The following is a 17847-nucleotide window of genomic DNA, read 5'->3' as shown; positions in this document are numbered from 1 at the left end:
AGTCACAGTTTCTTGCTTTAATTTGTTAATTTGACAAAAAACCTAACCCATATCACATCTTAGCTGACTACTGATGCAAAAAACATCAGTAGTTTTTTTTGCCAGTAATTTATAAATGGGATTTGCTTAATTTTAAAACCATTCTTCTGCCTTTTGAAGCAATTTTTGGGTGGAATCAAACAAGATTGGCACATCTGGTATTGAGTCTGTGAAATATTTGCCATAACGTGTTTTAATAATACGTGCATCGCAAATAAAAACAATTCCCCTGTCACTCGAAGAACGAATAAGTCTGCCAAACCCTTGTTTAAATTTAATAACAGCATTTGGCAATGATAAATCCATAAATGGATTTTTACCATTTTCTTTTATCAGATTTGATTTTGCTTCAAAAACTGGATGGTTTGGTGGCTGGAATGGGAGTCTGACAATCATCAGACTAGACAAATCATCACCTGGAATATCAACGCCCTCCCAAAATGAACTTGTTCCAAGCAAAATAGCATGATCAAACGTCTGAAAATTTTTCTTTAGCCTTGACCTGCTGCCACTTGTTATACCTTGACCAATTAAAACATATTTACCTGTATCAATTGTTTCTTTTAAAAGTGTATAGGATTTCCTCAGCATATCGTAGGATGTAAATAAGACAAGCATTCTTCCCTCAGTGATTTCAGCCAGTGATAAAATTGCTTCACATGTAGCGTAAATAAAATCATCCATGTTTCCATATTTAATATCCGGAAAATCATTCGGAACAAGTAACTGAACTTGATTTTTATACGAAAATGGGGACTCTATTTTTTTGGTTATTAATCGATCTGGAATTAACCCCAGTCTTTTTTGAATATAATCAAATGAGCTTTTCATTGTCAATGTAGCGCTTGTCATGATAACGCTTTTCTTGCTTTGGAAAAAATCATTTGCCAGTAATTTCGAAACTTCTGCTGGTTCTCTATATAAATAAACTGCATTTTTCGTTCCTTTAGTATCGATTTCAATCCATTTAACATATGGTACGTTTCCCTCAATATAGAAAAATTGTTCCATTCGATCAATAAAATCCTGAAGTGTAGTTGTAATCCCATCTAATTCTTCTTTATCATATTTATCGATTAAGTCATTTTTCGTTAAATGCTGTTCCATAAGTGCAAGTATGTGAATAAGATCTCTCATAAAGAATGTTAATCTTGTTACCATCTCCAGTATGCCATCCCATGTTTTCCCTGCTTCTTTTTCTTCATCCAACCGATACTGAAGCCTGCCGATATCACTTAACGATTTACTGATTTTATGTTGAGACATAACGAATTGATACAAGCTATGAAACAAATCATCAATTTCGTATTTAGCCTGCTCAAATAAGCGATCCCATTTTTCCAAAGGCACGTCCGCATCTGTTAAGGAAAAGTTAGTTACAAACTTGCTCAACAATTTGCCATCATGTATGCGACCAATATGGTTAAAGATGAATTGCATATTGATATAGTCAAGCTTCATGCCATAATGATGTGCTGCGGTCTCCTCAAAATGATGTGCTTCATCAATAATTACCTTTTCGTAAGCTGGCAGAAATTGATAATCATTAAACATATCTGTACATAGTAATGCATGATTTGTTATTACAATGTCGGCTTTTTGCGCCTTTCTACGCGCTTTCTGATAATAAGACTTGGAGAACCATGGCGAGAATGGATCGACCATTCCTTCAGCATCCGTGGATATTTTATGATAGAAAAAATATCCGCTGAAAGGAAGCTGTATTTCGTCAATATCTCCAGTATCTGTTTCGGTTAACCAAATCAGCAGCATTGCTTTTGTTAGAGCAATATCATAGTTGTCGTTTGAACTATCATTTAACTCATAGGCAAATTTTTCTAAGCTAATATAGTGACTCTTCCCTTTTAGAAGTGCCACTTTAAAGGGAAAAGTTGTTAGCTTCCTTAATGCGGGAATTTCCTCTTCCAGCAATTGACTTTGCAATTGAGTAGTATATGTACTAATAATTAACCTTTGATCTGATTTTACCGCTTCATAAACAGCAGGTATTAAGTATGCTAATGACTTACCTGTTCCGGTTTCAGCTTCAATCAATGCATGAGAGTTCGATTGAAAGGAGTCATAGATTAATTCAGACATTTCACGCTGGCCTGTTCTTTTTTCATAACTCTTCATTTGCTTCTCCATGGAACCATTTGCCTCATAGATTGCATCAAGATATTCGCCATAAGATTGTTTCAAAAAAGGAGGTGTGGCCGATTTCGTTTCTGTTGCCTCTTTAAATGCCAACCCCTGATAAACCGTTATTTCACTTGGTGAAGCAGCTGCAAATGCTAGTTCATCCGATTGATTTGTCAAAATTTCATGGAGGTCTGAAATAAATAGTCTCTCCAATTTCAGCAATTGGGCAATTGTTTCATACGGCAAACTATTTAATTTGTCCATTAGTTTTAAAAATAACTTAGCTGTTACATATGCATCAGATAATGCACGATGCGGATCATCATGATGAATATCCAAATATTCCGCTAACTGGCCTAGTTTATAACTAGGTGCCTGTGGAAATAATATCCGTGAGAGCTCTACGGTATCTAAAACTGGATTTACTAACCTATCTCTGCCATTTGCAGCAAGTTCTGTATTCAAAAAACCAAGATCAAATTTCACATTATGGGCGATTAAATAACTATCTTTAAATATCTCAACAATTTTATCAGCTTTTTCATTAAATAACGGTGCATCTTCTACATCTTGATCAGAAATTCCGGTTAAATTTGAAATAAATGGTGGAATTGGTATCTTTGGATTAAATAAGGTTGTACGGGTATCCGTTATTTTATTATTTTCAATAACTACGATACCAACTTCAATTATTTTATCACTTTTCAATGGAGAATGTCCCGTTGTTTCCAGGTCAACTACTACAAATTTATTCACCTGATCCACCTTACTTTCTAAGTCCGGTTTATCTAAATGTTATTTTTTGCATTTGATTTCTACAGACCTTTTGATTAGTAATAGTAAAACTCTTATCCATTTGTACGATAAGAGTTAGTTAACATTGTGAAAAGCCTACGTAATCCTGCTTCGGAATAACGTGTCCCATAATAATGATAGCAGGAATTCTACCTACGTCAACTCCGAACATGTTGGCCATATGGAGGTTTCGGCATTTGTTTATTCATCAAACCACTCAATTTCGGCAGAATATAGTGAAATTGATTTTCCTTGCTTCGATTCCGTGCAAAGTGCACCATCATCAGAAATCCCAAGAAATGGCGCTCTCCAAATATCTTTAAACGTTTTGATTACAATATCTTTCCCCATTTTAAAGCCGTAGCTTTCCCATTTCTTTTTAATTGGCAAAAATCCTTGTTCAATATAATTATCGAATGATTTTTCAAAAGCAACTAACAGCTCCTGTATAATGTTTTTAATAGAAAATTCGTTGTCAGTTTCAATTCGTAGTGAAGTGGCTTTGGATTGAATATCCTGATGCAAATCATCTTTCGTTTGATTTACGTTTAAACCGATTCCAATCAAAATATATTGTATTTGATCTTGTTCAGCCTGCATTTCCGTTAAAATTCCTGCTGTCTTTTTTTCGTTGATTAGAATATCATTGGGCCATTTGATTGATGGATTAATGGAATCATATTGGTCCAGTACCTCCGCTAAAACAGTAGCAGTTAAAAGCGTCAGCTGTGCTGCGTGAGTAGGAGGTATTTTTGGTCTTAGAATGAGACTTAGCCACATTCCTTTCCCCTTCGCCGAATGCCAGTCCCGGTTCATTCTTCCTCTTCCGCCTGTTTGTTCATCCGCAACAATTATCGTACCATGTGGTGCACCATCCCGAGCAGATTGATGCCCAATTGCTTGTGTAGAATCAACTGAAGGATGATGTATAATTGTCTTTCCTATCCACTCTGTTTCAAGTCCCCATTTTAATGTATTGCTGCTTATTTTATCAGGAAATTTAGTTATACGATAACCAATTCTTGGTTTAGCTTCTATTTGGTAACCGTCTTTTTCTAGTTCTTTCATTTGCTTCCAAACAGCATTTCTAGAAATGCCGATTGCTTCAGATAGAGCCTGTCCAGAAATATAGGCATCTCCATTTTCTGCTAGAAGCTGAATCAATCGATCCCGGGTGGATTCCATTTTATCCATTCCTTTATCTCTTTTTTATTATTACTTAATTCACCGCATACAACTTTAAATTCAATACAGTTAAGATGTTCTTGCAGCCAGCGGCCTCTCTTCTTCTCGGGGAACATACCCATTAAATCATATCCATTAATTATTAGTTCTTCCTTTGAACGAATGGAAAGCTGCTGTTCAATTGCTTTCATCTCCTTCAAACTTACGGTTGTATGTAATAAATTTTCGCTAATTCGTATGAACCCCTCATAAAAAGCAGGTGTTAATTGATAAACTAGCCATCGATCCAAACCATGCTTTTTGAAATAGGAATAAGCCTTCACTAATCGCAAAGCCTCTTGTTTTGTTCTGTTCGAGCATTTCCATTCTTTGATCCACTGAATAACCTCTATATCTGGATTAACAAGGTGGAATAGCGCAATAACTTCGGCAAAGGATTGTAATGGTCTTATCGATGCTGATAATGCTGACAGCATATGAGGGTAGTCGCAAAATACTGGTAAATATCTTTCGATTTGTAAATTCTTCACATAGGTTAATGCTCTGTTAACATCTTTCCCCGCAAAAAGCTTTGTAAACTCATTTGCAACACGTTCAATTGCTAGTGTCTCAATTTCACTGCTTACATCCTTCATTTCTTGAAAAGTTATCGAATCAATCGTAAATCCAAGCTGACTCGAAAAACGAATTGCACGTATAATCCGAAGTGGATCTTCTGTAAATCGCTCATAACCATTTCCTACCGTGCGAATAATACGCTCCTTAATATCGTTGATTCCCTCAAATAAATCAATGATATTTCCATTTAAATCCATCGCCAGTGCATTAATGGTGAAGTCTCTTCGTTCTAAATCTTTGTCAATGCTATCAATGAATTGAACGGAATCAGGATGCCGTTTATCGGAATAATCCCCATCAATACGGAATGTTGTTACTTCAAAGGAATCATTGTTATGGCGAACAATTACAGTTCCATGCTCGATTCCAACAGGAATAACCTTTGGAAAAATTTCTTGTACAAATACAGGGGAGGCCGAAGTTGCAATATCAATATCGCCAATCGGACGTTTCAATAAATAATCGCGCACACAGCCACCCACAAAGTAGGCTTTGTGATGATGATTTTCAATATGTTCGAGTATTGGCTTAGCTTGTAAAAATATTTCTGGAAGCAAGTTAATCACCGTTTTCTAAATTGGTTTTTAATACCGTATCATAAAGCTGCTGATACTGATTTACAATTTTTGCTGATGCAAACTTTTCATTCGCCTGAATTAAAGCGTTATTGGAAAGACGATGCATTAACTGATCATTGGATAGCACTTCAATCGCATAATTTGCCGCTGCATCAATATCGCCAAGTTCAACGGTATAACCTGTTCTATCATGCTCAATCACTTCAGGAATCCCGCCTATGTTCGTACCAATACACGGAACACCACATAACATCGCTTCAAGCAGAACAAGTCCAAAGCTTTCCTTTTCAGATAATAAAAGCATTAAGTCGGCAATGGATAATAATTCGCTTATGTTTGTTTGTTTTCCTAAAAAGCGAACATGCTCTTTTAAACCAAGAGAATCAACCAGCTGCACCATATCTCCATATTCCGGTCCGTCCCCGACAAGAATTAACGTACTTTTTATTTCATCTCGAATCTGCTGAAACGCATAGATAATATCTTGTACGCGTTTTACTTTACGGAAATTCGAGATATGGATGAGCACTTTCTCATCATTAGAAATACCGTATTGCTGCCTTAACACAGGTACATGTTGTCTATAATAATCCTCTTCATTTACAAAATTATAAATTGTCGTTATTTCCTTGTTTACGTCAAGCATTTGAGTTGTTTGCTTAACAAGACTTTTAGAAACAGCGGTCACAGCATCCGATTTTTCAATTCCATGTTTAATCACTTTTTTGAAGGTTTGATCGATACCGAGGACAGTAATATCCGTTCCATGGAGGGTTGTCACGATTTTTACATCATGATCTGCAATATCTCTAGCCATGATTGCGCAAATGGCATGTGGCATTGCATAGTGAACATGAAGAATATCAAGCTTTTGCTGGTCGATAACTTCAGCCATTTTTGCTGCAAGTGCTAAATCATATGGTGGGTATTGAAAAACCGGATAATGATTTAATTCCACTTCATGATAAAAGATTTTTGGGTGGATTTTTGTAAGCCGAAACGGAATGCTTGATGTAATAAAATGAATTTCATTACCTTGTTCAGCAAGCAGTTTACCAAGTTCTGTTGCAATTACTCCTGATCCGCCTACACTTGGATAGCATGTAATCCCTATTTTTTTCACATTTATCCTTCTTTCTATACCTGTACTTTTTTCTTATTTTACAATTAAAGAACAAAGGCACTCACCTATTTCAGGCTAATGCCTCTGTTTGTATATGGATAATGCAGTAAGAACCTTAACAACTGTAAAAACCTGGGTTTTGTTTACAGGATATTTTCCAATCCGTAAGCGAGCTCTTTCATGTCCATAACATGATTAACAGATAGTTTAATACCATCCATAAATGATTCTCGGTTTAAAGAGTCATGTTTGATGGATAGTGTCTGACCGGAACTCCCAAAAATCACTTCTTGGTGTGCAACAAGACCCGGCAAACGAACACTATGAACATGCATACCATCCATTTCAGCACCACGAGCCCCTCTTAGTGTTTCTTCTTCATGTGGATGCCCCTGCTTTTTATATTCTCTAGATTCCATGATTAATTCGGCTGTTTTCTTCGCAGTCCCAGAAGGTGCGTCCAATTTTCGGTCATGATGTTTTTCAATAATTTCAACATCGGAAAAATATTTAGCTGCTATTTGGGAAAATTTCATCATCAATACTGCACCAACAGCAAAATTGGGTGCAATAATGCAGCCTAATTTTTTGGATTCAGCAAGTTCGGAAAGCTCACTTAATTGCTCGTCTGTAAATCCAGTCGTTCCTACCACAGGGCGGATATTATTTTCCAATGCCGACTTCGTATGATCGTAACCAACCTCAGGAACAGTTAGATCAATAAAAACATCTGCTTTTACTGCTTCAAAACATTCCTTTGCATTTTCGTAAATCGGTACATCTAATGCTGGTAAATCAGCGATATCCTTAAGTGCTTTCCCTCCATTTTTTCGATCAATGCAAGCTACTAATTTAAAGTCTTCTTCCTCACTTACCATTTTCACTGCTTCTTGGCCCATTCTGCCTCTTGGTCCAGCTAAAATTATATTTATTGTCATCAAATTCTCTCTCCTTTAGTTCTGTTTGTCTTTTCGGGACCAACGATCTTTATCCCTTGTTTCAATTTTGCTTAGCGCCGTGTAGAATGATTTAGAAAGGTCGATATCAAGTGAATTTGCAAAACAGGCAAGAACAAATAAGATATCCCCAAGCTCTTCTTCAACTGTATATGCTTTCTCTGAAGACTTCTTAGGTTTTTCACCATAATAATGGTTTACTTCCCTTGCAAGCTCGCCGACTTCTTCTGTTAATCTTGCCATTTGTGACAATGGTGAAAAGTATCCTTCGTTGAATTGAGAAATATAAGCATCAACCCGTTGTTGTATTTCTTTTGTGTTATATGTAGGTGTATCGATGTTAATTCCCTTCTTCCTTTTTGTTCTTCTTTTATGTTAGCTAAAAGCTACTCATTTGACAAATTTTTTATTTGGGAAAATTAAATTGTTGTTAAATATTAAATTGACTATAATAAGAATAGGTTTAAAAGATGGATGAATGGGATATCTTTAACTGGAGGTTATATTAGATGCTAAAGGGATTGAAGATTAAAAATATATTTTTTATTTTATTAGGATCGGCCATTTTTTCATTCGGTATTGTACACTTTAATATGCAGAATAACCTTGGTGAAGGTGGATTTACTGGAATTACATTATTATTTTATTTTTTATGGGAATGGGATCCTGCAATCACAAATATTATATTAAATGTTCCTTTGTTTTTTATTGGCTGGAGATTCTTAGGTAAAAACACATTTATTTATACTATATTGGGAACCGTTGCCGTATCGGTTTTCCTTAGAATTTTTCAGACATATCAGTTCCATGTGGCATTAAAAAATGATATGACGCTGGTTGCATTATTTGCAGGCGTATTCATCGGTGTCGGTCTGGGAATTATATTCCGTTTTGGGGGTACGACGGGCGGGGTTGATATTATTGCTAGACTTGTGAACAAATACGCAGGTTGGAGTATGGGCCGAACCATGTTCTTATTCGACTTCGTCGTTATCACCACTTCTGTGTTTGTTATTTTGGATCTAGTAGAGGGTATGTATACGCTGGTCGCTGTATATGTTGGAGCCCGAGTCATTGATTTCCTGCAAGAAGGTGCATATTCAGCTAAAGGGGCAACAATCATTTCAAGTAAAAGTAATGAAATTGCCGAAAAAATCCTATCTTCCATGGATCGTGGGGTAACGGTATTAGACGGACGCGGCAGTTTTTCGGGTGAAAAACGTGATGTTCTATACTGTGTTGTAGCGCGAAATGAAATTGTCAAATTAAAGGCCATTATAAACGAAATCGATCCACACGCTTTTGTGGCTGTGACCACCGTTCATGATGTACTTGGCGAAGGATTTACACTTGATGAAAATAAGAATCCAATCCAAGACTAAATAGACAAAAAGAGGATGGCAATTATGCCATCCTCTTTTACGATCTATTTTACAAAATACCACTTTACTATTCCCTGTTAGCAAGATAAATCAATATGAACCTCACGAGTTCTGCAACAGCTACAAGTGCTGCTGCCACATATGTTAATGCTGCTGCGTTAAGAACTTTCTTCGTCTCACGTTCTTCATTATTTCGAATAACACCGGAAGAAACCAATTGTCCCATCGCGCGGTTGGATGCATCAAACTCTACTGGAAGTGTAACAAGCTGGAATAATACTGCTGCGGACATAAAAATGATACCAAATAGTAGTAAATCCATCATATTTAATAACATCCCGCCCAGAATCAGGAAAAGTGAAATATTAGAACCAAAATTTGCTACCGGCACTAATGCGCTTCTAAACTTCAAAAATGCATACTCCTGCTGATCTTGAATAGCATGTCCTACTTCATGGGCTGCTACTGCAGAGGAAGCCATGGAGCGTCCATCGTAGATTCCTTCAGAAAGTTTAATTACTTTGTTCCGGGGATCATAGTGGTCAGTAAGTGTTCCTTTTGTTCGTCCGATTTGAACATCGTATAGTCCATTATCATCTAGAATTTTGCGGGCAACTTCAGCACCCGTCATTGCAGATGATGTTGGCTGTTTTGAATACTTTTTGTATGTGCTTTTTACCCTTGATTGTGCCCATAATGGTACGATCATTAGTATGGCAAGGTAAATTAAGTAACTTCCAAAACCCATTTGCATTCCTCCATTAGAAGTTTAAATTGTACTCTAAGGTCAATTTTAGTCAAATTTAAGAAATTAGTCAACTAATTTATCCTTATTGCGAGCTTCTTTTGCTTTTACTTCTGCTCGATATTTTCTCCAGCTTACATAGGATAATGTAAGCGTTATACATCCGCCTATAATAATAGCTGCCCAAATTAATGGGGTGATACCCGACTGTTTTTCTACGATATGTTCATTATTCCCCACACTTGCTTCAATCCATGCAACTCCGAAATAAATGTTTAGCCCTATCCCTATGAGTACCGCAGCTGTGATCCGAACAATCAGTTTTAATCTGTTTACCATAGAGATCACCTCATAATTTTAGTATTACTTGAAGTGTATGAGAAAAGACCCCGGTATATAACAGTTAACTTACAATGGTTTTTTTTGAATTGTCAGCCAATAAGCGATGCCAATACATAGTATACTTAACCAGAAGGTAAAATAACCAATTTCATTCATATACTTTGTCAGCGTAGAATACATTGGCATCATTTCGAATACATAGTCAATAATATCATTATGTAATGTCCAAATCGCAGCAACTGCGAGATGCTTTAATTTGATTTTATAAAATGGAGCATATAATAGTCCTTGAATTGCCATTCCCGCATGAGATGCCATTAACATATAGCCTTGCCAGCTTAACGATCCTTCAATGATTAATGTAAGAAGATTCATCACAACTGCCCAGGTACCATACTTAAGCAATGTGACGATAGCAATTGCTTCTACATATGGAATATTTCTGCCAAAAAGAAAGAATAACAAAAATATAGTGAAAAACAGGCTTGCGGTTGGACTATCTGGCACGAAGATGAGAAAAATACCTGGAGTTATGGTGAGTTGAGCCTTATACCAATAATAGCCATAAAGGGTGCCGAGAAAATTAACGAGAAAAAGACAAAAAATAAATCGCTTGTCCAGTAAAATATATTTAATCATGCTCCATATCCTTTCATCATACTGATGTAAAAACACCTTCACCAATGTAAATGGTAAAGGTGTTTATTAATTAGCATTTATTCAGCTGACTCATTTACACTAATGATAAAGTCTGCTAATTGCTCTAACTCTTCATCTGTTCCTTGGAATTGATCTGGCGGCATAGCTCCGATTCCATCTACAGCAATTGTAGCTATTTCCTCAGCACTAAGTTCAATACCTACTAGGGATGGACCTGCGCCACCTTCTAATTCTGCACCATGGCATGCTAAACAACTGTTTTCATAAGCTGCGTACCCTGGATGACTTTCATCAATTGTAACTTCGGCTTCTGGAACTGGTTTGTTCGCTTCTGCACGACCTTCCCAATCAACATGTGCTGCTGAAGTATAGGTTAACCAAATAACTGCAGTTAATCCCAGTAGCATCATGCCTACTGCAACAGGACGTTGATGGGGTCTGCGCCCAGGTCCGTTATCTAAGAATGGCGCAAGTAATAATGCACCAAATGCAAGACCGGGAAGAACTAATATCCCCATAATAATATATGGTCCGGCTGCAAATTTATATTTCAATAGTTCATAAAGGAATAAAAAGTACCAATCTGGAAGAGGTATATATGCCGCATCAGTTGGATCGGCCATCCCCTCTAATGGTGATGGATGAGCCAATGTTAAACATAAAAATCCAACTAAAAATACTGCACCAACCAGCCATTCTTTTAATAAAAAGTTGGGCCAAAATGCTTCTGTTCTTCCAGGATACTCAGAATAATCTTTCGGTATATTAGGTTTTCTTTCAGCCGAGATTCTGGAATCTCCGACAAACTTCATACCTTTACCCTTATGCATCACTTACCCTCCTTTTTATAGTGGTCCGGATATACCTTGTCTACGAATTAAAATAAAGTGAATTGCTAATAGCGCAAATAATGCTCCTGGCAGGAAGAATACATGGATTGCAAAGAATCTTGTTAATGTTTGTGCACCAACAATGGTTGCATCCCCAGCCAGTAAAGTTTTTAATTCTTGTCCAATAAATGGAACTTGCTCTGCTATTTCAAGTCCAACTTGTGTTGCGAAATATGCTTTATTATCCCAAGGCAATAAGTAACCAGTAAAACCTAAGCCGAGCATAACAAAGAAAATTAATACACCGACCATCCAGTTAAGTTCACGGGGTTTTTTATATGCGCCTTGGAAGAATACACGTAAGGTATGTAATAATAGCATGACAATTACAACACTGGCACCCCAATGGTGCATACCCCTTACAATCTGTCCATGAGCTACTTCAGTTTGCAGATAATAAACAGACTTCCATGCATTTTCAATATCTGGAACATAGTACATTGTTAAAAACATTCCAGAAAGAATTTGAATTACCACAACAAAAAATGTTAAACCACCAAAACAATATACAAAAGCTGAAAAATGATGAGCGGGGTTAACATGTTCTGGCACTTCATGATCTGCGATGTCACGCCATATTGGCGTAATATCAATGCGATCATCAATCCAATCATATATCTTCTGTAACATTCGTCATTACGCCTCCCCTCTTGGTTTTGGTTCGCCTAGGAATAGCATTCCATCTTTTACTTCCTGCTCATATTCGTCTAGAGGAGCTAATGGAGGTGTACCTGGAACATTGGTACCATCCTTGTAATAGCGTCCATCATGACACGGGCAGTAATACTCATTTGGATGCTGATCACTGCCTTCCCACGAAACAACACAACCTAAATGTTTACATACTGGGGAAAAAGCTACAATTTCATCATTTTCATTTCGATAAACCCATGCAGAACGATTTACTTCAGATTCATACCAGCCATCTACTTGGTCAATCGTCCAATCAATACGCTGTGGTTCTGAAGTAATATCGTCGACTGCCAAACCTACGTTAGCCAAGTCGCCTGCAGAGGAACCCTTTAATACTGGATCAATGGCCATCCTTATTGGAGAAATAAGTAGCCCTGCTGCCATAAATCCGCCTACCCCTGTAAGTGTGTAATTTAAAAACTGTCTTCGGGATACTTGCTGTTTTTCATCACTCATGATTTTCCCCCCTCTTTACATTAATCACGGACAATATCAATTTAATCAGATTACTAGGACACTACCATGATAGCGCAATCTTTTTATTCGGTCAATATAAAACAATATTCACAAGCAAAAGTTGACATATTATCGAGAATTTCTTAATTACTGAGACACTAAGCGCTTTCGTTTTTGCTCTTCTGTTTATCTATTATTGCCAGTATGCACGAATTAACTCTACCATTTGACCAACTTGTTCCCGGACGGTCTTTTGCATTTCCTTTGAATTCAGCTCTCCTGTCTGTACAGCTGGCAGCCATAACAGGGTACTCTCAAGCTCCTGCTCATATTTCTTCCAGCTTGGGTCAAATGTTAACATAAAGACATGCTTAAAAGGCTGCTCTTTCATTTCTGCCGACCACATATTCATGCGTGCTATTTCAGTTTGTCGGTCAGCTGACTTTAAATATGAATAAATTGGGGCTAATAATATTCTTCCTGTTAGTTCTTTTTCTAATTCATGTGAAAGAAGGGTTATCATTTCAGCCTGAATTGCTGCTTTTTCCGCTTCTACATCACTTGCAATTCCAAATGGAATCAAAGGAACAATTACTGTATCTATGTATTCTTTACTTTGAAAATATGTTTGAAGATCTGCTTTTCTCCATTTCACTGTTTGTCATCCTTTCTGTATTTGTTTGCTTGTTCTACTCATAAATCTTATCTTATATAGACAAAAAAAATCAACCTAAAGCTTAGGTTGATTTTTTAAATCAGATAATTTCTTTGTAAGCAATAAGAACCTTTCCCGATCCTTCGTCTGCAAAGCATGATCAATTTCAGAAAGTATTTTTTCTTTTTTATACTGATGCAGTGAATAAGTTAATAGCTGATTAGCAACATCCTTATCCTGATTTGTAATGTAGTAATCAACTGGTATAAATGGATTTTCTTCTAATACAGAAGCATAGTAAGAATTCTGATTGGAGTTCTTAAAATTCAGCTGTATATATAAAGATTCATCCTGATTAAGCCGAATATCATGAAAAGATTTTTCTGCATCTGTGGTTACAATGTGATCCTTGTAAAAGCGAAACGCTACTTCATCAGAGCAGTGACTTGTCATTAAAATTCCTCTTGAACAATACTTCACATCCCTGACAAAATGCACATTTGCTAATAAATCACTATGATTGATTAAATAATTCAGGATCCAGACGCTTTCTCGTTTTTTGAGGCGGTAATGATTTAAAAACCATTGAATAAAACTTTTTTTATCTTTGGCAGTGACAGGCGTTATCATCCGTTTTACCCCCCTTTAACGTTTTAAAAACAAGGTTCTTTTTGTGGGTACCTTAGCTGCTAAACTACTACTCTGACTCATATGTTTGTTTTAATCGTGCTAAGTATGCTTCAACTTCCTCGTCTAACGGCTGTAATCGAATATAGGATTCAAAAACAGGTATTGCTTCATTGATTTTCCCGTCTTCCGTAAGAAAATAACCAAACTCCTTCAGGAAGTCGCTATCTTGATTTAAGTTATTATATGCATCACGGTAGCTTTTTAATGCATTATCAAACGATTCAATTTCATTAAATGCACGTGCTAATTCCCAATCATAAAGCGGGTCTTCCGCACCTGATTTCTGGACCTCTGTAATAAGGTCTGTAATATTTATATGTGCTTCGGACTTTTTAAATAACTCAATTAAAAACAGGATTGCTTCTTTGTAATCTGGATCTAATGCAATTGCTTCACGGATATATTTCTCACTCTCATCATCCTGTCCTAGCTGGTGTGCAATAGAACCTGTTAGGAAGTATAATTCTTTATTGTATTCATCCATTTCAAGCCCTTTTTTGGCAGTCTTATAAGCATCCTCCAGTAGCCCTTCCTTTTCATAGACCATCGCAAGCTGGTAATAAGCTGTATGATAATACTCATCCATTTCAATTACATGTTCCCAAGCATTGATCGCAATATCATTTCGATCTGCTTGATATGCTGTAATGCCATATTTAAATAGCTTATCAGCATTTTCATTGCCATCCTCTTTAAAATAGGTTAATGATTTCTCATATTCCCCAGCGGCAGCATAGGATTCAGCAAGTCTGTCATCTAATGAAATATGACCAACCTCCTCTCGCTTCGACTTAACCCTTTCATAATAAGTAATTGCCTTCAGATACTCTCCTATCGAGAAATATAATTCCCCAAGCGCAAAGTCGATGACAATCTCTCCTGGTGCGAGTTGTTTTGCTGCTAATAGCTTTTGCTCAGAAACCTCAAATAAACCTTGTGCTTGATATAAATCAGCTAATTGGATTAGCGCTTGTATATATGCTGGATCTTCCTTTTCTATTTCATTTAGGAGCGTTATTGCTGGTTCATCTTCCTCGAGCTCAATGAAAATGTCTGCAAGCGAAGTTTTTAAATCGCTTTCATCAGGATATAGATTCAATAAATCTTCTAAAATATGCCTTGCTTCTTGCAAATGCCCCAATTGTTTATAGAGCTCTGCAATCGTATATTTTTCATCGTCATTTGCTTTAGATACGTAATCCTCTAATAATTGGATCGCTCTTTCAGCTTGATTATTTTCAATTAATTGTACTGCTTCCATAATGGTGTCCATAATGACATCCTCTCTTCGAAAAACTTACATAAATATAAACTATTGTAGCATAATGCAATAAATAATTAGTTCAATTATACAATAAAAGCGAAGATGACTGAACAGAAATGCACATATATGTGATTGTTTTCTATAAATAGCTGTCCATTGTCAGTATGAAGAATTTTCGATGAAACGAAAAGAGCCTGCCACAGCAGACTCTTTAATTATGATATGGATTCTAAATCTTTGAAGAAATTTGGGTATGAAATGGCAATGCAGCTAGTATCATCGATTGTCACTTCACTATCTGCTATGAGGCTGGCAACTGCTCCCATCATTGCGATTCGATGATCATTATAGGAGGCTATATAGCCTCCATTTAATGGCGTTTTCCCCTTTATGATTAATCCATCGTCAGTTGCAGTAATGTCAGCACCCAGTGTTGTTAATACGTCTACAATTGCTTTGATTCGATCTGTTTCTTTTACTCTTAATTCCTCTGCATTTTTAATTACCGTTGTTCCTTCTGCCTGAGTTGCCAAAAGTGCTATCACTGGAATTTCATCGATTAATCGAGGAATAATCTCTCCCTCGATTGTGATACCTTTTAATGGTCCGTGAGCAACCCGGACATTTCCAAACGCCTCTCCACTTGTCGAGTGTTCAGCTACAATTTGAATTCTTGCACCCATTTTATTTAATACTTCAATGATACCGGTTCTGCTCGGATTTAATCCCATGTTTTTCAGTAAAACGTCACTGCCTGGAACGATTGCAGAAGCCACAAGGAAAAATGCAGCGGATGAAATGTCTCCTGGAACATGTACGTCCGTTCCCGTTAATTCCTGCTTGTTTGTAACGGTAATTGTGTTTCCATTTGTTGTTAAATCTGCTCCAAAGGCTTTAAGCATATTCTCTGTATGATTTCGAGTTGGAATCGGTTCCGTTACCTTTGTTTCTCCTTCAGCAAATAATCCGGCAAGAAGTATCGCCGATTTAACTTGAGCACTCTTAACTGGCAAGGTATAATGCATCCCTTTAATAGCTGTGCCTCTAACTGCTATAGGAAGCAGGTTTCCATTTAGTCTGCCATCAATTATTGCCCCCATCTGTCTCAGTGGGTTCACTACTCTGTCCATTGGCCGCTTGGAAAGTGAATCGTCCCCATAAATTGTTGTAAAAAAAGGAAGTCCCGCAAGGATTCCAAGCATTAACCTTGTTGTTGTTCCTGAATTACCGAAATCTAAAGGGCGGATTGGTTCTGCTAAACTTTTTGCACCCTTGCTTCTAATAATTAATGTTGTATCATGGACATCGATAGAAACACCCATCTCTCGAAAAGCCTCTACTGTTCTCATGCAGTCTTCTCCATCAAGGAAATGGGTAATTTTAGTTATTCCACTTGCTAATGATCCAAAAATTACTGCCCGATGAGAAATTGATTTATCTCCCGGAACAAGAATTTCTCCAGAAAGCGGATTATTCAGTGGCTGTAACGTACATTCGCTCACGATCATTTCACGTCCTTTGTTATATTTAAATTAATATTGAACCATTGTTTCATAACCTTTATTCCCTAATAAGGTGGAACTTGCTAATTGAGCATTCTTTGAACTAAAGCTCAATCTTAAATGACCTGTAATATCCTCACGAACTTCAAGAATTTCTATGTTTTTAATACTAATTTTCTCATGAGCAAGTATCTGTACAACTGAAGCAAGTGCACCAGGCTGATCCCTGATATCAACATATAAGTCATAAAAGGCAGGGATTGCGCCTTTTTTTGATTCTGCCAGGCCATCCCGATATAGCTTAGCTTTATTGAGATATGTAATCATTTCCTCTTTTTGATCATGGTCCAGAAGCTGTTTTAAATTTTTCATTTCTTCAATCCACTCTTGAAGTAATACGGACATTTTATCCCGATTATGATAAAAAATATCCTGCCATAGCTCTGGGTTACTTGATGCAATTCTCGTAATATCGCGAAAACCTCCTGCTGCAAGCTTAGGTAGGAAAGCATGTGTATTTTCCCATTTTTTTGCTTGATGGACAAGTGATGAAGCGATTAAGTGGGGAAAGTGTGAAACAACCCCAGTCATTTCATCATGTTCATTGGGCTTCAAAACAACAAATTTACTTTTTGTATGTTCTAAGATGCTCTTCAAAGATTCGATCTCATTGTGTTGATTTCCGTTCGTAGGTGAAAGCACATAAATCGCATTTTCAAATAAATGTGACTTTGCGGCTTGCACACCCCTTTTATGTGAGCCAGCCATTGGATGACCGCCTATGAATGTTACATTCTTATTGTTTAATGAACTCGCTGTTTTTAATATTGCTCCTTTTACAGATGCTGTATCAGAAATGATCACCTTGTGATTAAAGGTAACCGTTTTGAGTAGATTTACCAATGCGATTGTTTCCGAAATCGGAGCTGCCAGTATAATAAAATCTGATCGTTGTGCTGCTTCTATAAAATTAGTACTTGCTTCGTGAATGATACCATTTAAACAAGCAAACTTAAGCGAAGATTCATTAAGGTCATACCCGATTACATGATTATCACTTGATTGTGCCATTCCTTTTGCTAGAGAACCTCCAATTAAACCAATACCTGCTACTAATATCGTCTTTTGCATC

General features: G+C 36.8%; 18 protein-coding genes. 1 reads left to right on the top strand and 17 read right to left on the bottom strand.

Annotation, left to right across the window (positions count from 1 at the left end):
• Positions 1-132: 132 nt before the first annotated feature.
• From dinG to NSQ77_RS20730, 6 genes are all read right to left on the bottom strand, one after another.
• Positions 133-2937: an ATP-dependent DNA helicase DinG gene (gene dinG, locus NSQ77_RS20755; protein WP_339227995.1), complete on the bottom strand. Its 2805-nt coding sequence runs from the start codon at positions 2935-2937 to the stop codon at positions 133-135.
• A gap of 240 nt (positions 2938-3177) precedes the next feature.
• On the bottom strand, positions 3178-4170 hold the full coding sequence (locus NSQ77_RS20750) for a biotin--[acetyl-CoA-carboxylase] ligase (protein WP_339227994.1): 993 nt from the start codon (positions 4168-4170) through the stop codon (positions 3178-3180).
• Entirely contained in the window at positions 4137-5345 is a 1209-nt protein-coding gene (locus NSQ77_RS20745) for a CCA tRNA nucleotidyltransferase (protein ID WP_339227993.1), read from the bottom strand. Before NSQ77_RS20745 ends, NSQ77_RS20750 begins: the two co-directional genes overlap by 34 nt.
• Entirely contained in the window at positions 5338-6480 is a 1143-nt protein-coding gene (gene bshA / locus NSQ77_RS20740) for an N-acetyl-alpha-D-glucosaminyl L-malate synthase BshA (protein ID WP_339227992.1), read from the bottom strand. The genes NSQ77_RS20745 and bshA overlap by 8 nt, the downstream gene beginning before the upstream one ends.
• A gap of 143 nt (positions 6481-6623) precedes the next feature.
• Positions 6624-7418 carry a 4-hydroxy-tetrahydrodipicolinate reductase gene (gene dapB, locus NSQ77_RS20735; RefSeq protein WP_339227990.1) on the bottom strand — a complete coding sequence of 265 codons (795 nt, stop codon included), beginning with the start codon at positions 7416-7418 and terminating at the stop codon, positions 6624-6626.
• A gap of 15 nt (positions 7419-7433) precedes the next feature.
• On the bottom strand, positions 7434-7781 hold the full coding sequence (locus NSQ77_RS20730; protein WP_339231117.1) for a nucleotide pyrophosphohydrolase: 348 nt from the start codon (positions 7779-7781) through the stop codon (positions 7434-7436).
• Between the two features lie 164 nt (positions 7782-7945).
• Here NSQ77_RS20730 and NSQ77_RS20725 point away from each other — a divergent pair, with 164 nt between their 5' ends.
• On the top strand, positions 7946-8818 hold the full coding sequence (locus tag NSQ77_RS20725) for a YitT family protein (RefSeq protein ID WP_339227989.1): 873 nt from the start codon (positions 7946-7948) through the stop codon (positions 8816-8818).
• Positions 8819-8885: 67 nt separating this feature from the next.
• Here NSQ77_RS20725 and NSQ77_RS20720 read toward each other — a convergent pair whose 3' ends face one another.
• The 11 genes from NSQ77_RS20720 to NSQ77_RS20670 form a co-directional block, all read right to left on the bottom strand.
• Positions 8886-9566 (bottom strand): zinc metallopeptidase, encoded by a 681-nt coding sequence (locus NSQ77_RS20720; RefSeq protein WP_339227988.1) that lies wholly within the window; start codon positions 9564-9566, stop codon positions 8886-8888.
• 63 nt (positions 9567-9629) lie between these two features.
• The gene (locus tag NSQ77_RS20715; RefSeq protein ID WP_339227987.1) at positions 9630-9902 is read right to left on the bottom strand and encodes a sporulation protein YpjB; all 273 of its coding nucleotides are present in this window, start codon (positions 9900-9902) and stop codon (positions 9630-9632) included.
• A 69-nt stretch (positions 9903-9971) separates the two neighbouring features.
• A complete protein-coding gene (locus NSQ77_RS20710) occupies positions 9972-10544 on the bottom strand; it encodes a DUF1405 domain-containing protein (RefSeq protein ID WP_339227986.1) in 573 nt (190 codons plus the stop codon).
• A gap of 77 nt (positions 10545-10621) precedes the next feature.
• Complete coding sequence (locus NSQ77_RS20705; protein ID WP_339227985.1) at positions 10622-11395, bottom strand: c-type cytochrome; 774 nt, start codon at positions 11393-11395, stop codon at positions 10622-10624.
• A gap of 15 nt (positions 11396-11410) precedes the next feature.
• Positions 11411-12085, bottom strand: a complete 675-nt coding sequence (locus tag NSQ77_RS20700; protein WP_095309001.1) for a cytochrome b6 — start codon at positions 12083-12085, stop codon at positions 11411-11413.
• A 6-nt stretch (positions 12086-12091) separates the two neighbouring features.
• On the bottom strand, positions 12092-12604 hold the full coding sequence (locus tag NSQ77_RS20695) for a ubiquinol-cytochrome c reductase iron-sulfur subunit (RefSeq protein ID WP_339227984.1): 513 nt from the start codon (positions 12602-12604) through the stop codon (positions 12092-12094).
• Between the two features lie 193 nt (positions 12605-12797).
• On the bottom strand, positions 12798-13259 hold the full coding sequence (locus tag NSQ77_RS20690; protein WP_339227983.1) for a YpiF family protein: 462 nt from the start codon (positions 13257-13259) through the stop codon (positions 12798-12800).
• Between the two features lie 75 nt (positions 13260-13334).
• Positions 13335-13889, bottom strand: coding sequence for a ReoY family proteolytic degradation factor (locus tag NSQ77_RS20685; protein ID WP_339227982.1), 555 nt, complete (start codon positions 13887-13889; stop codon positions 13335-13337).
• Between the two features lie 67 nt (positions 13890-13956).
• The gene (locus NSQ77_RS20680; protein ID WP_339227981.1) at positions 13957-15222 is read right to left on the bottom strand and encodes a tetratricopeptide repeat protein; all 1266 of its coding nucleotides are present in this window, start codon (positions 15220-15222) and stop codon (positions 13957-13959) included.
• 206 nt (positions 15223-15428) lie between these two features.
• A complete protein-coding gene (gene aroA, locus NSQ77_RS20675; protein ID WP_339227980.1) occupies positions 15429-16715 on the bottom strand; it encodes a 3-phosphoshikimate 1-carboxyvinyltransferase in 1287 nt (428 codons plus the stop codon).
• 30 nt (positions 16716-16745) lie between these two features.
• Positions 16746-17846, bottom strand: coding sequence for a prephenate dehydrogenase (locus tag NSQ77_RS20670; protein ID WP_339227979.1), 1101 nt, complete (start codon positions 17844-17846; stop codon positions 16746-16748).
• Position 17847: the final 1 nt, after the last annotated feature.

Origin of the sequence: Oceanobacillus sp. FSL K6-2867 (genome assembly GCF_037963145.1) — a bacterium.
Lineage (GTDB): Bacteria > Bacillota > Bacilli > Bacillales > Amphibacillaceae > Oceanobacillus.
This window is presented reverse-complemented; position numbering and strand designations above follow the sequence as displayed.